Source organism: Caulobacter sp. DWP3-1-3b2, assembly GCF_049896325.1.
Lineage (GTDB): Bacteria > Pseudomonadota > Alphaproteobacteria > Caulobacterales > Caulobacteraceae > Caulobacter.
Map to the genome: position 1 here is coordinate 25,982 of NZ_JAFCUB010000010.1, position 17,207 is coordinate 43,188.

The 17,207-nt window shown below is 68.6% G+C and carries 16 protein-coding genes; 9 read left to right on the forward strand and 7 right to left on the reverse strand.

Going from position 1 to position 17,207, the window contains the following annotated elements:
* Window positions 1-61: 61 nt before the first annotated feature.
* Window positions 62-1,681, reverse strand: coding sequence for an amino acid permease (locus ACP7AG_RS09285; protein WP_426030620.1), 1,620 nt, complete (start codon window positions 1,679-1,681; stop codon window positions 62-64).
* Window positions 1,682-1,929: 248 nt separating this feature from the next.
* Between ACP7AG_RS09285 and hrpB the strand changes: the two genes are divergently transcribed.
* Window positions 1,930-4,386: an ATP-dependent helicase HrpB gene (gene hrpB / locus ACP7AG_RS09290; protein ID WP_426030621.1), complete on the forward strand. Its 2,457-nt coding sequence runs from the start codon at window positions 1,930-1,932 to the stop codon at window positions 4,384-4,386.
* A gap of 593 nt (window positions 4,387-4,979) precedes the next feature.
* Here the strand turns inward: hrpB and ACP7AG_RS09295 are convergent.
* The 4 genes from ACP7AG_RS09295 to ACP7AG_RS09310 all read right to left on the reverse strand — a co-directional run bounded on the left by ACP7AG_RS09295 (window position 4,980) and on the right by ACP7AG_RS09310 (window position 8,629).
* Window positions 4,980-5,306 (reverse strand): DUF3892 domain-containing protein, encoded by a 327-nt coding sequence (locus ACP7AG_RS09295; protein ID WP_426012395.1) that lies wholly within the window; start codon window positions 5,304-5,306, stop codon window positions 4,980-4,982.
* A 190-nt stretch (window positions 5,307-5,496) separates the two neighbouring features.
* Complete coding sequence (locus ACP7AG_RS09300) at window positions 5,497-6,288, reverse strand: TrmH family RNA methyltransferase (protein ID WP_426030662.1); 792 nt, start codon at window positions 6,286-6,288, stop codon at window positions 5,497-5,499.
* On the reverse strand, window positions 6,282-7,202 hold the full coding sequence (locus ACP7AG_RS09305; RefSeq protein ID WP_426030622.1) for a class I SAM-dependent methyltransferase: 921 nt from the start codon (window positions 7,200-7,202) through the stop codon (window positions 6,282-6,284). Before ACP7AG_RS09305 ends, ACP7AG_RS09300 begins: the two co-directional genes overlap by 7 nt.
* A gap of 17 nt (window positions 7,203-7,219) precedes the next feature.
* Complete coding sequence (locus tag ACP7AG_RS09310) at window positions 7,220-8,629, reverse strand: glycosyltransferase family 2 protein (RefSeq protein WP_426030623.1); 1,410 nt, start codon at window positions 8,627-8,629, stop codon at window positions 7,220-7,222.
* 170 nt (window positions 8,630-8,799) lie between these two features.
* On the opposite strand from ACP7AG_RS09310, the gene ACP7AG_RS09315 reads away from it, so the two are divergent.
* The 4 genes from ACP7AG_RS09315 to ACP7AG_RS09330 are packed head-to-tail and all read left to right on the forward strand — an operon-like array spanning window position 8,800 to window position 12,059.
* Window positions 8,800-9,435: a TetR/AcrR family transcriptional regulator gene (locus ACP7AG_RS09315; protein WP_426012389.1), complete on the forward strand. Its 636-nt coding sequence runs from the start codon at window positions 8,800-8,802 to the stop codon at window positions 9,433-9,435.
* A 4-nt stretch (window positions 9,436-9,439) separates the two neighbouring features.
* On the forward strand, window positions 9,440-10,243 hold the full coding sequence (locus ACP7AG_RS09320) for an ABC transporter substrate-binding protein (protein ID WP_426030624.1): 804 nt from the start codon (window positions 9,440-9,442) through the stop codon (window positions 10,241-10,243).
* Window positions 10,240-11,226, forward strand: a complete 987-nt coding sequence (locus tag ACP7AG_RS09325; protein WP_426030625.1) for a FecCD family ABC transporter permease — start codon at window positions 10,240-10,242, stop codon at window positions 11,224-11,226. The genes ACP7AG_RS09320 and ACP7AG_RS09325 overlap by 4 nt, the downstream gene beginning before the upstream one ends.
* A complete protein-coding gene (locus ACP7AG_RS09330; RefSeq protein WP_426030626.1) occupies window positions 11,223-12,059 on the forward strand; it encodes an ABC transporter ATP-binding protein in 837 nt (278 codons plus the stop codon). Before ACP7AG_RS09325 ends, ACP7AG_RS09330 begins: the two co-directional genes overlap by 4 nt.
* On the opposite strand, the gene ACP7AG_RS09335 is transcribed toward ACP7AG_RS09330, so the two are convergent.
* Window positions 12,038-14,191 carry a transglycosylase SLT domain-containing protein gene (locus tag ACP7AG_RS09335; protein ID WP_426030627.1) on the reverse strand — a complete coding sequence of 718 codons (2,154 nt, stop codon included), beginning with the start codon at window positions 14,189-14,191 and terminating at the stop codon, window positions 12,038-12,040. The two genes, ACP7AG_RS09330 and ACP7AG_RS09335, sit on opposite strands and share 22 nt — an antisense overlap.
* Before the next feature lie 242 nt (window positions 14,192-14,433).
* Between ACP7AG_RS09335 and dapA the strand changes: the two genes are divergently transcribed.
* The 4 genes from dapA (at window position 14,434) to ACP7AG_RS09355 (ending at window position 16,484) form a co-directional block, all read left to right on the forward strand.
* A complete protein-coding gene (gene dapA, locus ACP7AG_RS09340; RefSeq protein WP_426012379.1) occupies window positions 14,434-15,318 on the forward strand; it encodes a 4-hydroxy-tetrahydrodipicolinate synthase in 885 nt (294 codons plus the stop codon).
* On the forward strand, window positions 15,318-15,776 hold the full coding sequence (gene smpB / locus ACP7AG_RS09345; protein WP_426012377.1) for an SsrA-binding protein SmpB: 459 nt from the start codon (window positions 15,318-15,320) through the stop codon (window positions 15,774-15,776). The genes dapA and smpB overlap by 1 nt, the downstream gene beginning before the upstream one ends.
* Window positions 15,777-15,849: 73 nt before the next feature.
* Window positions 15,850-16,104 carry a hypothetical protein gene (locus tag ACP7AG_RS09350; protein WP_426030628.1) on the forward strand — a complete coding sequence of 85 codons (255 nt, stop codon included), beginning with the start codon at window positions 15,850-15,852 and terminating at the stop codon, window positions 16,102-16,104.
* Between the two features lie 2 nt (window positions 16,105-16,106).
* Window positions 16,107-16,484, forward strand: coding sequence for a type II toxin-antitoxin system VapC family toxin (locus ACP7AG_RS09355; protein WP_426030629.1), 378 nt, complete (start codon window positions 16,107-16,109; stop codon window positions 16,482-16,484).
* Here the strand turns inward: ACP7AG_RS09355 and ACP7AG_RS09360 are convergent.
* Complete coding sequence (locus ACP7AG_RS09360) at window positions 16,481-17,158, reverse strand: spermidine synthase (RefSeq protein ID WP_426030630.1); 678 nt, start codon at window positions 17,156-17,158, stop codon at window positions 16,481-16,483. The two genes, ACP7AG_RS09355 and ACP7AG_RS09360, sit on opposite strands and share 4 nt — an antisense overlap.
* Window positions 17,159-17,207 lie beyond the last annotated feature (49 nt).

The following is a 17,207-nucleotide window of genomic DNA, read 5'->3' on the forward strand; positions in this document are numbered from 1 at the left end:
ACGAAACGGGCGGAGATCCGAGGATCTCCGCCCGTCCGAATTAAGGCTTGTCAGCCCAAGATCAAGACCGTTCCTCAGGCGAGCCGGGGGCCGGCGCGCCTGGCATCGGAGCCACGCCCGTGGCCGGCGCATCCTCGTCCAGTTCATGGACCTCGCCGCGCAGGCCGCGACCGACATGGCTCTTGCGATAGCCGTAGGCGAAATAGATCACCAGGCCCAGCGTGCCCCAGATCGGCAGCACGAGGATCGATTCCAGCGGCAGGTTGAAATAGAGGAAGGCGCAGCCGGCCAGGGCGATAGGCGCTACGAGCCAGATCACCGGTGTCTTGAACGGGCGCGGACGGTTGGGGTCCTTCACCCGAAGCACCATCACCGCGATCGCCACCATGAAGAAGGCGAACAGGGTGCCGGAGTTGGAGATGTCGGCCAACTGACCAACCGGGAAGAAGGCCGCAGCGAGGGCCACGAAGATACCGGTGGCGATCGTGACGATGTGCGGCGTCTTCCACTTGGGGTGGATGGCCGCCAACTTCTCCGGTAGCAGGCCGTCGCGGGCCATGACGAAGAAGATCCGGGTCTGGCCATAGATCATCATCAGAATGACCGAGGGCAGGGCCAGGTTGGCTGCCAGGCCCAGCAGGTAGCCGGCGAGCGGGAAGTTGACCTGGCGCAGGACGTGGGCGAGGGCCTCGTTCGAGCAGACCAGGCGATCGGCGTTCGAAGCCAGGTTACAGGCCGCCTGGAAGGCGGCCGAGCCAGGCTGGACGGCTTCGCCGGCGGCGCCGACGACCGGCTGTGCGCCGATGGCGCCGACCGCGCCGGCGGCGACCAGCAGGTAGAAGATGGTGCAGATGCCGAGGCTGCCGATCAGGCCGATCGGCACGTTGCGCTGCGGGTTCTTGGTTTCTTCGGCGGCGGTGGAGACCGCGTCGAAGCCGACATAGGCGAAGAAGATCGAGGCGGCGGCGCCGAACACGCCCATGCCCGACGTCCCATGCGGGCCGAACCAGCCATTGGGCGCGAAGGGCTGGAAGTTGCCGTTCTTGATCAGGGGGAGGGTCAAGACGACGAAGACGGTGAGCGCCGCGACCTTGATCGCGACCAGGAAGGCGTTGACGGTGGCGCTTTCCGTGGTGCCGCGCACCAGCAGGGCCGTCACCGACAGGGCCACGACGATCGCGGGGATGTTGACGACCCCGTGGCTGAAGTCCGCGACTGGCAAGAAGCCGTTGAGCGACCAGGCGGGACCGGCTCGCAAGGCGTCGGGCCAGTGGAAGTGCAGGGCGTGCTCGATCATGCCGAGGAAGTAGCCTGACCAGCCCACCGACACGGCGCTGGCCGCCACGGCATATTCGAGGATCAGGGCCCAGCCGACCATCCAGGCCAGCAGTTCGCCCATGACGGCGTAGGTATAGGTGTAGGCCGAGCCCGATACCGGCAGCATCGAGGCCAGTTCCGAGTAGCAGAGGGCTGCGAAGGCGCAGACCGCCCCGGCGATCACGAAGCTCAGCATCATGCCCGGGCCGGCCTTCTGCGAGGCGGCGGCGGTCAGGACGAAGATACCCGTGCCGATGATGGCGCCGACCCCGAGCAGGGTGAGCTGTATGGGGCCGAGTGAGCGATGCAGCGACTTCTTCTGAGCCGTGGCCAAAATCGCATCCAGTGACTTAACGCGCCACATATTCCCTCCAGAGACCCGCGGCTCCCCCAGGGGCCGCGTAGACAAATTTTGCGGACCGTGGCCCGGTTAACAGGACGCGGTCAAGGCAAAGCGGAGGAGGTGCGTAATTGTTCGCCCCTCTGTGCGCAATATGAGCCAGGACCTGCCGGGCGGATGTTGCGCCGCAGCACGCTCGTGAACCGTTGCTGCTTCTGGCTTGTGCAGGCGACCGGCTTGGTGATTTTCGCGCTCGCGGCTAAACCGCCTCCGTGACCCTTCCGATCCACGAGGCCTTGCCGGCGCTGAAGTCCGCCTTGGCGAGACGCGAGGCCGCCGTACTGGTCGCGCCGCCGGGCGCCGGCAAGACCACGGTCGTGCCCCTGGCCTTGGCGGACGAGCCCTGGGTGGCGGGCCGCAAGATCGTCATGCTCGAACCCCGGCGCCTGGCGGCCCGAGCGGCGGCGGCGCGGATGGCCCAGAGTCTGGGCGAGGCCGTGGGCGAAACCGTCGGCTTCCGGGTGAGGTTGCAGTCCAAGGTCTCCGCAAGGACCCGCATCGAGGTGGTGACCGAAGGGGTGTTCACCCGGATGATTCTTGATGATCCGGGCCTGGACGGCGTGGCGGCGGTGATTTTCGACGAGTTTCACGAGCGCAGCCTCGACGCCGACCTGGGCCTGGCCCTGGCCCGCGACGCCCAAGGCCTGGTGCGCGAGGACCTGAAGATCCTGGTGATGTCGGCCACGCTGGATGGGGCGCGGATCTCGGCCCTGCTCGGCGAGGCGCCGATCGTCGAGAGCCAGGGGCGGATGTTCCCGGTCGAGACGCGGTATCTGGGCCGGGACGAACGCCCCCAAGCCTCAGGCATGCGATTTGAGGAACGGGTCACCCGCGCCGTGGAGCGGGCCTTGGCCGAGGAGGCGGGCAGCGTGTTGGTCTTCCTGCCGGGTCAGGGCGAAATCCGCCGCGTCGAGACCTTGCTCCGCGAGCGGCTGCGGCGGCCCGAGGTCGATATCGCGCCGCTTTATGGGGCGCTGGACCCCGCCGAACAGGATCGCGCCGTGTCGCCCACAGCGCCGGGCCGTCGCAAGGTGGTGCTGGCGACCTCGATCGCCGAGACCAGCCTGACCATTGAGGGCGTCCGGGTGGTGATCGACAGCGGCCTTTCACGCGTGCCGCGCTTTGATCCCTCCAGCGGCCTGACGCGGCTGGAGACCGTGCGGGTCAGCCGCGCCGCCGCCGACCAGCGCCGGGGCCGGGCGGGTCGCACCGAGCCAGGCGTCTGTTACCGCCTGTGGGACGAGCCGGAGACCCGCGCCCTGCCGGCCTTCGCGCGGCCCGAGATCCTGGAGGCCGACCTGTCGAGCCTGGCCTTGAACCTGGCCCGGTGGGGAGCCCGCGACGCCTCGGCCCTGGCCTTTCTTGACGCCCCGCCGGCCGCCGCCTTCAATGAGGCCCGGATCCTGCTAGGTCGGCTGCAGGCCCTGGACGGGCAGGGCGGCCTGACCGCCCACGGCAGGGCCCTGGCCGACATGCCGCTGGCGCCGCGCCTGGCCCACATGGTGGTGCGGGCCGCCGCCTCGGGCCAGGCCCAGCGGGGCGCGGAGATCGCCGCCGTGCTCAGCGAGCACGGGCTGGGCGGCCGCGATGTCGATCTGCGCCATCGGCTGGAAAACTTTGGCCGCGACCGCTCGCCTCGGGCGAAGGACGCCCGAACCCTGTCCGAACGCTGGGCGCGCTCGGCGGGCCGGCCTTCGGGCGCCGTCAAGCTGGATGACGCCCTGCTGCTGGCCGAGGCGTATCCGGAAAGGGTGGCGAGGGCCCGGGGCAAGATCGGGGAGTTTCAACTGGCCGGCGGGCGAGGGGTCTATCTGGAGCCGACCGACGCCCTGGCTCGCGAGACCTGGCTGGCGGTGGGCGAGCTCGGCGGCGGCGAGGCCCGCGACCGCATCCTGCTGGCAGCCCCTCTGGAGGAGGCCGCTCTGCGCGAGGCCTTCGCCGACCGGCTGACCGCCGAGGATCGGTTGGAGAGCAGCCCTGGCGGCAAGCTGCGCGCCAAGCGCCTGTTGCGCCTCGGCAAGCTGGTGGTCGAGGAGCGCTGGCTCGACAAGGTGGATCCAGCCTTGGTGGCCAAGGCCTTGCTGGACCGAGTGGGGCGCGAGGGCCTGGCCGCAGTGCCGCTTGGAGAGGCGGCAGAGGGTTTGCGTCGTCGGACGGCCTTCCTGCGCGCCTTCGATCCCGAGACCTGGCCCGACCTTTCGGACGCCGCCTTGCTGGCCCGCCTGGCCGAGTGGCTTGAGCCTCTGCTGGCGGGACGCTCGTCGCTGGCCGCGTTGAGCGACGGGATACTGGCGGACGCCTTGCGAGGCCTGATCCCCTGGGAAGCCCAGCGAAAGCTCGACGTCTTGGCGCCAACCCGGTTCACGGCGCCGACCGGCTCCAGCTTCGCCATCGACTATGGCGCCGATGGCGGGCCGCGTGTCGATGTGCGGGTGCAGGAACTGTTCGGCCTGACCGCTCATCCCACCGTGGCCGGCGTGCCGCTGGTGCTGGCCCTGCTGTCGCCGGGGCATAAGCCGATCCAGATCACGCGAGACCTGCCGGGGTTCTGGAAGGGGTCCTGGCGCGAGGTGCGCGGCGAGATGAGAGGGCGGTATCCGAGGCACGTCTGGCCGGAGGACCCGGCCGCCGCCGCGCCGACGACCCGGGCCAAGCCTCGGGGGACTTGAATGTCCTCCCCCACGGGGGGAGGACTTCACGCGGATCGCCGCTGAAGAGCTTGGGGAGGGCTGCGAAGCGCCCGGGCTCCGCCCGGAGGTTTTGCAGTAGATGTACCGTTTCGACGAAGACGAGCGCTTCGCGTGGCCTTCAGACGGGAGCCATCGGCGCGCGGGGTTTTAACCCGCTTCCGAAGTGGGCCCCCGGCGGGCGGAAGGCTAGCGAACCCTCCGGACCGTGCGGGCGATTTCAGCCCGCACCTGTCGGCTTGTCCGCCTGCCCTGAGCGCCGGAGCTTCGTCGCGACCAAGGCGAGCCTGCTCCGAACCGACCTGGGGCGTCTTCCGAAGAAGACACGGCGGCCAAGCCTACCCGCTCGACCACTGCCCACCGCCCGTCAGGTCGCCGGCCGACGTCCCTCCCCGTGCGATGGGGTGAGATCATTATCGGGGTGGTCAGAGGGGGTGAGGATAAGAAAAATCGAGAAAGTTTAGAGATTTGATTTTGCTGAACTTTGTTGGGCATCCACTCGCGTCGACCTTCACTGGGCGCCCTGACGCGTTGAAGGGCTCGACCTTGGCTAAGTCGCGCCAAGGCTTAGCAGATCAGGTCGATTCCACGTCGCTCTCGGCCTCGGCGGCGGCTTCGATGGGCGGACAGTCGGGAAGGGCGAGCAGGTCGTGAGGCTCGTTGCGGTCATTGGCGGTCTTCAGATAGCGGCAGCCCGTGCGGCTGTTCAAGGCCTCGACCTTCACGGCCTCGCCGTCGCGCATGACGAAGAACCGCCACTTGCCGCTGTCGACGAGCTTGATCGCCTCCTTGATCGTCAGCGTCCAGGGCTTGGCCATGCCGCCGCCGATATGGGTGATCCGTTCATAGGTGCTGTGGCGCCCGTTTGTGGCGACGCAGGTGATTTCGGCGCGTTTGATCATGGTCTTTTCTGTAGAGAGGCAGCTGACGCAGCAGCACCGACAGGCTTGGCGACGACGCGCGAAGCGGGTGGCGCAGACGAGAGCGGTCTGCCGATGGGACGGCGCTGAAATTTAACGCGCCCACACCTATAGCACGCTTCTAGCTCGGCTGCTTGGATCTCTGACAAAACGGCGCTCGCGAACCGTCCGACTACCCCGTGACCGTGTAGATCATGATCCCCGTGGCCACCGAGAGGTTCAGACTGTCGGCCCGGCCCCGCATGGGGATTTTGACATTGACGTCGCAGGCGGCGGCCAGTTCGGGCGGCAGGCCCTGTTGTTCGTTGCCCATCAGGATCAGCGACGGCTTTACGTAGTCGGCGCTCTTGTGATCAACGGTGGCGCTCAGCAAGGTGCCGATCACCGACCCCGGCCAGTCTTCGCGCCAGGCCAGGAACTCCTGGATCGAGGCCTTGGCGATCTTGACCGCGAAGATCGAGCCCATGGTCGCGCGCACGCCCTCGACAGAATAGGGATCGACGCAGTCGCCGACCAGGATCACCCCGCCGCAGCCGGCCGCGTCAGCGGTGCGGATGACGGTGCCCAGATTGCCGGGATCGCGCACGGCCTGCATGGCCACCCAGCACGGCGCGCTTTGGGGAACGATGGCGCTGAGCGGGGTGTAGACCTGCTGGAACACCCCGGCGACGGCCTGGGGGTTGTCGCGGCGTGACACCTTCTCGAGGATCTCGCGATTGACCTCGATGACCTCGCCCCCGGCCTTGAAGCAGGCCTGGGCGGCCTTGCGCAGCATCGGGTGATCGGCCGCGTCGGGCCCGTACATCAGGATCTTGGGCGGGTGGCCGCAGTCGATCGCCTCGATGACGATCTTCAGGCCCTCGGCCAGGAATAGGCCGCTCTCCTCGCGCTCCTTGCGCATGTGCAGGGCGCGGACGGCCTTCACCGTGGCGTTTGAGAGGGAGGTGACGGTCTTGGTCATGATCTGGCTCCCACCGCGCTGTCCGAAGACCAGCGGGCGAAGAACGACAGGCCGATCTGGCGGTCGCCCTTCTCCTCGACCAAGGAGAGCTCGCCCCAATCGATGACCCCGCCGCGACCCTTCAACTCCTGGGCCAGCAGGCCCGACATCGCCGCGCCCGAGACCCGGGCCGCATAGGCGTTCATCAGCAGGAACGACGCGTTGGGGGCCAGGAGCCGCGCGCAGTTCGCGGTGAGTTCGGCCAAGTCCTCGAACAGCCGCCAGACCTCGCCGTCGGCCCCGCGGCCAAACTTCGGCGGGTCCAGGATAATGCCGTCATATTGCGAGTTGCGCCGCACCTCGCGGGCCACGAAGCGGCGGGCGTCCTCGACGATCCAGCGGATCGGCTTCTCGGTCAGGCCGGCGAAGGCGGCGTTGTCGCGGGCGAAGCCAACCGACTTCTTCGAGGCGTCGACATGGGTGACGGCCGCGCCTGCCGCCGCGCAGACCAGGCTGGCCACGCCCGTATAGCCAAACAGGTTCAGCACCTTGGGCTGGCGCATCTTGAACGCCCTAACGCGGGCGTCCTGCCAAGCCCAGTTGGCCGCTTGCTCTGGAAAGAAGGCCAGGTGGCGGAACGGCGTGAACTGTCCGTGGAACTTCGCCTCGCCCCAGGCCAGGTCGAATTTCTCAAGGGCGCGACCCTTGAAGCGCCAGCGGCCGGCCTCATCCTCGTCGGAAGGGTCGAAGATGGCGTCGGCGTCATCCCAGGCCTTGGCGTCGAGCCGGGGCGTCCAGAAACACTGCGGTTCCGGACGCACCACGGTGTAACGGCCATAGCGCTCCAGCTTCCTGCCGTGGCCGCTGTCGAGCAGGGCGTAATCGGCCCAGCCGGTGGTGCGCATGACAACGGGGGAGGCGGCGATCGTCGGGTCCATGGCCCGCCAATACGCGCTCAGGGCAAGGTGCGTCCAGTCTTGGAGGCCGTTCTGGGCGTATGGGGTGTCTTGTCCCAGTGGAACGGCGCGACCACGAACTGCACGGCGGCCCTGGCGGCGGCCACGCTCTGCAGAGGCCAATAACCCACCGCACCGAACAGCGTAAGATAACGCGGCTTGCCGCCGGCTCGCTCCAAGCCGCGCACCCCGGCGATGGAGGCGCAGCACCAGCCGAACACCAGCACCACCACGTCCTCGCCGGCGATCACCTGATGGAAGCCCAGCGACGCGGCGACGATCTTGGCGAGGATCCAGAGCAGCAGCGGACCGTGCAGGTGCGACGACGCCACCGACAGGGCCAGGGTCAGGATCAACGAGGCCAGGCCGCGCGGGGTCCTGGCCGCCGGCCCGCGCAGGTGCACCGCCAGGGTCTGGATGTGGCCCTTCACCCAACGCGCCCGCTGCGGGAACCAAGGCTTCAAGGTGGGCGGGGTCTCATAGGTGGGCGAGGCGATGACGCCCAGCCGGTAACCCTGGGCGGTCAGTCGAAAGCCGATATCGGCGTCCTCGGTGACGTTGTAGGGGTCCCACCCGCCGATGGCGCGCAGAGCGTCGCCGCGAAAGTGGTTGCTGGTGCCGCCGAGCGGGAAGGGCAGGCCCCAGCGGGCCAGGGCCGGCTGCAGCACCTCGAACTGGACGGCGTATTCCAGGGCGAACTGGTCGCCGATGAATCGTCGGTCGGCCTCGATGCGCAGGGGCGCCTGCAGGCACGCCAGGTCCTCACGCTCGGCCGCGAAGCGGGCGGCGGCCTCGCGCAGTTGGCCCGGATGCGGCGCGTCCTCGGCGTCGTAGATCACCACCAGCCCTCCGCGCGCCCACTCAAGGGCGTGGTTGCAGGCCCGCGGCTTGGTCTGGGGTGAACCGGGCGGCACGATCAGTACCTGGATAAAGGTCGGCAGAGGCAGGGCCTGGAACGCGGCCTGGGTCGCATGGTCGCTGGCCTCCAGGGCGATCAGCACCTGCAGCCGGTCGCGGGGATAGTGCAGGCGCGACAGGTTCTCGACCAGCTCGGCGGCGACCGAAGCCTCATGGAACAAGGGACAGATCACGGTGTAGACGGGCAGGGCGTCGTCCTCGGGGTCCGGCGGGGTGACGATGACGCGCGGCGTACAAGCCGCCGCCAGCTTGATTACGGCGCTGAGCAGAAAGCCGACCATAAACGTCCAACGGCACAACTCGGCCAGCAGGGACGGCTGGGTGAGGGCAAGGGTCAGAACCGCAATGGCCAGACCACCAAGCGTGACCATCTGGGCCGTCGAAAGCCGGCGATGCGCGCCGTCCGCCAAGGGCCGGGCCGGGGATCCGGCCTCCGGCGGCGGCGGCGTGCGTCCGACCAGCGTCGGCGGCTGTCGTTCCTCTCGCGCCATCGCTCCCCCGTTGCGCTCGCAGAAATTCCAGCGTGCAGATAGCGAATATTCAACCCTTGGCTGTCAAATGCAAAAACACACGTTTTTCGGAAATCTGTCGGGGAGTTGCGGCGACTGTGTGATTCCCGTTTAGTGTCGGGTTCGGGGATAGCTGAGGGGAACGCTAAATCGTGACGGTCGCGTTGAAGAAGCCGCACAAGTCGGCGCGCAAGCCCAAGGGCGACGGGCACCTGCGTCGCGGTGAGATCTTGGCCGCGGCCGAGAGGATCTTCATCGCCGAGGGCTATGCCGGCGCGACGATCCGCAAGATCGCCGACGCGGTGGGCGTGTCATCAACGGCCCTCTACATGCACTTTCGCGACAAGGACCAGATCCTGCTGGAGATCAGCGACGACGCGATTGGCCAACTGCTGGCCGTCAATGTCGACATCGCCCACCGTCCGATCGACGCGGTGTCGCGGGTCAAGCTGATGCTGAAAGCCTATATGCGCTTCGCGCTCGACAACCCTAACACCTACCAACTGGTGTTCTGTGGGTCGCGCGACGTGATCTCCAAGGAAAAGCAGGCCGCCACCGCCGACCTGGGCGACCGCTGCTTCGAAGAGTTCAGCGGCCCGATCCACGAGATCGCCGCCTCCGGACGCCTGCGCACCGGATCGGGCGAGAGCGCCGCCCAGGTGCTGTGGGCGGCGTGCCACGGCCTCGTGGCCCTGATGATCACCATGCCCGACCGGGACTGGGCGCCGCGCGAGGAACTCATGCAGGTCACGCTCGACGGCCTGCTGCACGGCTTGGTCACGGACTAGGTTGATGCGTGCTGGCCTGGCCGCCCTGTGCGTCGGCGGTCTGTTGGCCATGGCGGGGCCCGCCGCAGCCCAGCGCGTGATGTCGCTGGATTCCTGCGCCGATCAATATGTGCTGGCCCTGGCGCCGCGCGAGACGGTCGTCGGCCTGTCGCCGCGCAGCGATGCGCCCGACTCCTTCCTGCGCGTCCAGGCCAAGGGGCTTCCTCAGCGGCGCACGACGATCGAGTCGGTGCTGGGGGCGCGGCCCGACGTGGTGGTGCGGCAGTGGGGCGGCGACGCGCGGCTGACGGCGGCGCTGGCCCGGCGCGGCATCCGCACCATCAGCCTCGACGACGCCAGCGACTTCGACGGCGTGCGCGCCAATGTCCGCAAGGTGGCCGGGGCGCTAAGCCGCCAGGGGGCGGGGGAGGCTCTTCTGACTCGCATGGATGGCAAGCTGGCGCGGGCGGCCGGGGCGGGGCGGGGACGCAGCGCCTTCTATCTGACGCCCGGTGGCTATACGGCCGGACCGAACACCATGATCGACGCCATGCTGAAGGCGGCCGGTTTCACCAACGCCTCGACCCAGCCCTATTTCTCGCCCGCGCCCTTGGAACGACTGGTGGTGAAGCCGCCCAAGGCGGTGGTCCTGGGCTTCTTCGACCTGACGCGGGCGGGCGCGGACCGCTGGGGTCCCGGGCGTCACGCCGCCCTGCGCAAGGCCACCGGCGGACGGGTGATCGCTTCGCTGCCGGGCGCCCTGCTCGGCTGCTCGGCCTGGTTCGCCGCCGACGGCGCTGAGGCCCTGGCCAAGGCGACGCGGCGATGAGTACCCGCCGTCTTGAACTTCTGCTCCTGCTGATCCTGGTCCTGACAGCCGTGGTGGCGATCTCCCTTGGGGAAAGTCCGCTGTCGGCCGCGCAATACCATCAAGCCCTGACACAGCCGGGTTCTCCGCCCGGCGAGGTGTTGTGGGCCATCCGCTTGCCGCGCGTGGTCATGGCCGCCCTGACCGGAGCCGGCCTGGGGCTGGCGGGAGCGGCGATGCAGGGCCTGCTGCGCAACCCGCTGGCCGAGCCGGGCGTGCTGGGCGTTTCGGCCATGGCGGGGTTGGGCGCGTCTCTGGCCATCGCCGGCGGCCTGGCGGCCTTGCCTGGCGCGGTCGAGCTCAGCGCCCTGGCCGGGGCCCTGCTGGCCGGCGCGGCGGTGGTCGGGCTTGCGGCGCGGTTTCGCGAGCCGGAAGTGCTGATCCTGTTCGGCGTGGCGCTTTCGGCCTTCGCCGGCGCCCTGACCGCCTTGGTCTTCAACCTTTCGCCGTCGCCGGTGGCCACGGCCGAGGTGCTGGCCTGGCTGATGGGATCGGTCGAGAACCGGGACATTACCGACATACTGCGCGCCCTCGCACCGATGGCGGTGGGGGCGGGGCTCTGTTTCTACGCGGCCCAGGGCCTGCGCATGCTGACCTTGGGCGAGGAGGCCGCGCAGATGTCGGGATTGCCGATGGCCCGGTTGCGGATGGCGACGGTTGCCGGCTCGGCTCTGCTGGCCGGGGCGGCGGTGGCCGCGGCGGGCGTCATCGGCTTCGTGGGCCTGGCCGCGCCGCACTTGGTAAGGGCCTCCGTGCGCGATGATCCAGGCAAGATCCTGCGGCCCTCGGCCCTGGCCGGGGCGCTACTGCTGGTCATCGCCGATCTGGCGGCCCGGTTGATCCCGTCCGAGCAGGAGCTGAAGCTGGGCGTGGTCACCGCCCTGTTTGGCGCGCCGGTCTTCGCCTTGCTGGCCTGGCGCGCGGCGCGGAGCTGGCGGTCGTGATGGCGGCCTGGACCATCGAAGGCGCCCAAGCCCGACACAATGGGGCCCGGCGCGGCAAGGCCTTGGTGCTGGACGACGTGTCGCTGTGCGTGGCGCCCGGTGAGGTGCTGGGTGTCGTCGGTCCCAACGGCGCGGGCAAGACCAGCCTGCTGCGTGCGGGTCTGGGCCTAATGCCGCTGGAAGCCGGGCAGGCGCTGCTCGGCGGGCGACCGCTCGCGGGCCTCAACCCGGTCGACCGCGCCCGCCTGGTCGGCTATTTGCCGCAGGAGCGCCGCCTTGCCTGGAACCTGCGGGCCGTGGACGTCGCCGCCCTCGGCGCGCCGGACCTGCCGCCCGGCGAAGCCTTGGCCGTCGCCCGCGAGCGGCTGGCAAGAGTAGGGATCTCTGAGCTGGTCGACCGCGGCGTGCTCGACATGTCCGGCGGCGAGCGGGCGAGGGTGCTGCTGGCGCGGCTATTGGCCACCCGTGCGCCTTTGCTGGTCGCCGACGAGCCGGTGGCGGGCCTGGACCCAGACGCTCAACTGCTAACTCTGGACCTTCTGCGCGCCGAGGCGGCTGGTGGGGCGGCGGTGGTGGTGACGCTGCACGACCTGGGCTTGGCGGCGCGATGCTGCGACCGGGTCGTGGTGCTGAACCACGGGCGCGTCGCGGCCGATGGCGCGCCGATGGAGGCCTTGTCACCGGCGGTGCTCGAAGCGGTGTTCAAGCTGGATGGGGCGCTGATCGACACGCCGGCGGGCGTCGTGGTGGCCGCCAGACGAACCCTCTCCCTCTCTGCTAGCCCTCTGGGAGAGGGTCTCTCACATCCAGCCTATCGCGTGCCCGGCACGTAGCCGCCGATCGGGATCGCCGTCGTCGCGGAAGCCGGCGCCGCGCCGGGGTCCGGCGTCGCATAGCTATACCCACCCCGCTTCAGGTCGGACGACAGGGTCAGCGGCGCGACATTTCCGTTCAGCCGCGCCCGGTAGACCATGGTCGTCTCGAGCGTGCGCATCACATAGTTCCGGGTCTCGGAAAACGGGATGCACTCGATGAAGTCGAGCGGGTCGGTGGCGGCGCCGCGCGGGTCGCCGCACAGGGCGGTCCACTGGGCGGGGCGGCCTGGACCGGCGTTGTAGGCGGCGGCGGCCATGACGTAGGAGCCGCTGAACGTGCTGACCATGCTGCCCAGATAGGTTGAGCCCAGGCGCATGTTGTAGACGGGATCGGACAGGCGATCGACGCTATGGCTCTCGCCGAGTTGACGGGCCACCAAGGCCGCAGTGGCCGGCATCAATTGCATCATGCCGCGCGCCCCGGGCGCGGAGCGGGCGTTGGGGTCGAAATTGCTTTCCTGGCGCGAGATCGAATAGACGAAGGCCGTCTCGGCCGCGCCCGGTCCCGGCGTGAAATGCTGGTTCAGCAGCGGATAGCCGCGCTCGGCCAGGATGAAGCCGCGTTGGGCGGCGGTGCGCACGGCGCGCATGGCCACATCCTGGTCGCCATAGCCCCGCGCCAGGTCCACCAGCAAAGCCTCCTCCTCGGCCGAGGGCAGTTGATCGTCGATATAGAGCACGAACGCCCGGAACTGATCGCGAGCGCCGACGGCCATCAGGGCGCGGGCGGCGCGCACCAGCTCGCGGCCCTCGAAGCGGGCGCGGTCGGCTTGGGTGATGGTCGGGTCGCGTTCGAGCCGAATCTCCTTCAGTCCCGCCTTTTCGGCGGCCAATTGGCCGTAGAAGGTGGTGATGTAGTGCGAGCCTTCCGAATAGAAGCCCTTGGCTCCGATCTGGTCGCCCTGCGCCTCGGCCGCGCGGCCTTGCCAGTAGAGGGCCCGGCCGCGGGTGATCGGCGAAGCGCCGATCGCGGCGATTCGGGCGAAGTGGTCTGCCGCGTCGTCGGGGCGCCTCAGGCGGGTCAGGGCGATCCAGCCGGCGTAGAACTCGCTCTCGGCCGCGTCCGACCCGCTTTTCAGGTGAGCGTCGGCGGCAGCGTAGGCCCCGGCGCTGTCGCCCGCCTTCAGCGCGCCGACCACCAGTTGCTTACGCTCGCGCCAGATGGCCGAGGCCGCCTCGTCGGTCGGCGGCGGATTGGCGAACTGGCGCACCAGTGGCAGGGCCAGGGTGTCCATCCCCGCGCGGCGCAGATAGGCGGCGCGCTCGAAGGCCACGCCCGGCGACGCCTGTTGGCCAGGCGTGAGGGCGGCGTAGAGGGCGTTTGCGTTGCCGGCGTTGGACCGCAGGGCGATCCGCGCCTGGGCGACGGCTTGTTGGTCATAGGGCAGCAGGGCAACCATGTCGCGCGCCGCCGGTCCTTGCGCGCCGTATAACAGGATGTCGGCCCGCCGCACGTGATCGTCGGGGGTCAGCACTGAGCCGAACCGAGCCAACATCCCGCGCTGGGCGTCCAGTTCGAACACCTCGTCGCGCCAGAAACGGCGAATTACCCGGGCGGCGTCAGAACCGCGTGCAGCCGCCTGGTAGGCGGCGGCCATCGCCATGGCGCCCTCGGCGGTCTTCGGATCGCTGCCGCCGAACCAGGCGATCACCCGCTCGGCGTCGAGGCCCGAGGTGGCCAGGGCCTTCTCCGTCGCGCTCTCGCGGCGAATGGCTTTCGGCCAGCCGGACAGGTCGCGGCGGGCCTGGTCCAGTTCGAAGAAGCTCATGCTCTCGGCGCCGGCGTCGACCAGAGCCCAAAGGGCGATCTTGCGCGACAACGGGTCCTGGATGCCGCTCATCGCCATGCGGATGGTCGACGGGTCGCGGCTGGTCACCGCCGTGCGCAGATTGGCTGCGTCCGCCTCGGCGGGGGTGGCGTAGCTGGCGGTTGGCGGGGTGGTGATCAGGCCGCGCGGCATGGCCGAGCCGGTATAGGGCTGGGGCGCGCCCGGCAGATCGGCCGCGTCCTGGTCTTGGGCCAAGGCGACGCCGAAGAGCGCCACGACACCAATCCCGCCCAGCACAACTTTAGCCAACCCTGACGCCAAAACGCGGTCTCCTTCGATTTCCTTGCCCTTTTCAGGGGCATGCGGGGCCGATTTGCGGCGACCTCGCCAGTCTTTCACAGCTATAGACCGCTTCGCCGGGGATTGACCCCCTCGGAAACGAACCCAAATCCCTATACGAGCTTCAAGGACCAGTTGCGGGACCCGGGGGCCCAGACATATTGTCCGCCCCCATCCTCAGGCCGCAACCGTCGCGGCGCGTTTCTCACGGCAAATTGCAACTCATGGCTCATTCTCCGTTCAAGGGCGTCATTCCGGCGCTGGTCACGCCCTTCCGCGACGGCGCGCTGGACGAGACAGCGTTCGTGGCGCTGGTCGAACGCCAGATCGCCGCCGGCGTGCACGGCCTGGTGCCGGTCGGCACCACCGGCGAGACCGCCACCCTCAGCCATCAGGAACACAAGCGCGTCGTCGAACTGTGCGTGCGGACCACGCGAGGCCGCGTGCCGGTGATCGCCGGCGCGGGCTCGAACTCGACCGCCGAGGCGATCGAGCTGGTCGCCCACGCCAAGGCGGTCGGCGCCGACGCGGCCCTGGTGGTCTCGCCCTACTATGTACGGCCAAGCCAGGAGGGTATCTATCTGCACTACAAGGCGATCAATGACGCCGTGCAGCTTCCGGTGCTGGTCTACAACGTGCCGAGTCGTACGGGCTCGGACATCACCAACGAAACCCTGGCCCGGCTGTCCAAGCTGCCCAACATCGTCGGCATCAAGGACGCCACCAGCGACATGACCCGGCCCAGCCTGCAGCGCGTGTTGTGCGGCCCCGACTGGGTAATGCTGTCGGGCGACGATCCGACGGCGCTTGGCTATGTGGCCCATGGCGGCCACGGGGTGATCTCGGTGACCTCCAACGTCGCGCCCGAGGCCTGCGTCACCTTCATCAACGCTGCCTTGGGCGGTGAGTGGGAGACCGCTCTGTATTGGCAGGACCGGCTGGTGCGGCTTCACAAGGCGCTCTTCCTCGACGCCTCGCCGTCGCCGACCAAGTTCGCCATGGCCCACCTCGGCCTGTGCGAGGCGACCGTGCGGCTGCCGATCTCAGCGTGCGATGAGGCGGTGAAGCCGCTGATCCTCGAGGCCATGCGCGAGGCGGGTCTGGTCTGATGACCAAGCCGATCGCCGAGAACCGCCGCGCGCGGTACGACTATTTCATCGAAGAGACGTTCGAGGCCGGCATCATGCTGACCGGCACCGAGGTCAAGTCGCTGCGCGTGGGCCGCGCCAACATCGCCGAGTCCTACGCCTCGGTGGAAGGGCGCGAGATCAAGTTGATCAACGCCGACATCCCGCCCTACGGCCAGGCCAACCGCTTCAATCACGAGCCACGCCGGCACCGGAAACTGCTGCTGCACCGCAAGCAGATCGACAAGCTGATCGGCGCCGTGCAGCGCGACGGGCGGACCCTGATCCCGCTGAAAATCTACTTCAACGACAAGGGTCTGGTGAAGCTCGAGATCGGTCTGGCCAAGGGCAAGAAGAACCATGACAAGCGCGAAACCGAAGCCGCCCGCGACTGGCAGCGCGACAAGGCGCGGCTCATGAAGGGCGATCGGTCGGATTAATCGCCTGAACCTGCCCCACTCTGGATTCAGTGCCTGTTCTGGTGTACGCTATTGGTGTACACAGGAGGCCGCCATGGCGGACGTCGCTACCCCCGTGGGTGTTCGAGCACTTAGGGAAAACCTCAGCGCCTATCTCCAGCGAGCGCGGCAAGGTGCTTCATTTGTCGTGATGTCGCGCGGCGAGGCCTTGGCCGAATTGCGGGCTCCATCGGTCGCGATCAAGACTCCGCGCCAACCCGGTCGGCTGAAAGGCCGTATCGTCATGGCCGAGGATTTTGATGTGTGGCCGGATGATCTCCTCGACGCGATGGAGGGTCGCGAAGGGTGAAGGTGCTACTGGACACCAACGCTTTGCTTTGGTGGCTAGTGGACTCTCCGCGCCTGGATGCCGCTGCGCGCGCTCTGATCGCTGACCCGGCCCACGACATTCTGGTCAGCGTCGTTTCGCTGTGGGAGATCGTGATCAAAGTGCGAATCGGAAAACTGCAAATCGACCTTGGAGAGATCGAGGAGGCGATCGCCAGCGAGAATTTTCATCGTCTCGCAATCGCGCCCGATCACCTCAAGGCGCTCAGGACTTTGCCCTCCCATCACAGAGATCCCTTCGATCACCTGTTGATCGCCCAGGCCATAAGCGAGAACGCGATCTTCTTGACCAGCGATCGACAAGCGCAGCTCTATCCCGTGCGTGTCGCGGTCGCCGGCTAAGGCCTCGTCGCCAGCCAGATCACATGCCGCGCGCCACGGCCCTTGTGGGCTCGCACGCCAACTTCCTCAACGGCATAGCCCGCGCGCTTCAATCGGTTGGTGAAGGCCGTGTTGCGGGTCGAGGACCAGACCTCCAGAAGGCCGCCAGGACGCAGGGCGCGTTTGGCGTCAGCCAGGCCGGCGGGGCTGTACAGGCCGTCGTTTTCCTTGCGGCTGAGGCCGCCGGGGCCGTTGTCGACGTCGAGCAGGATGGCGTCCCAGGCGGCCTCGCCCGCGCCGATCAGCGCGCCGACGTCGCCTTCGTGGATCGTCGCGCGAGGATCCGACAGGCTGTTGCCGTAAAGCGCGCCCAGCGGGCCGCGCGCCCAGGCGATGACGCCGGGCACGAGTTCGGCGACGACGATCCGGGCGTCATCCCCGAACGCGCTCAGCGCCGCGCGCAGGGTGAAGCCCATGCCCAGGCCGCCTATCAGCACACGCGCCTTTGACCGTGCGCCGACCCGCTCGAAGGCCAGGGTGGCCATGGCCTCTTCCGAACCGCTGAGCCGGCTGTTCATCAGCTCGATGCCACCGGTCATGATGGAATATTCGGTCCCCCGCCGCATCAGCCGCAGCGCGTCGCCGTCGCCGTCGCCGGGAACCTGGGCGGTATCAAGATGCTGCCAGGGGATCATGGGGACTCGCGATTGGACACACACACTCATTGCCCGGGTGGTGGTCGAT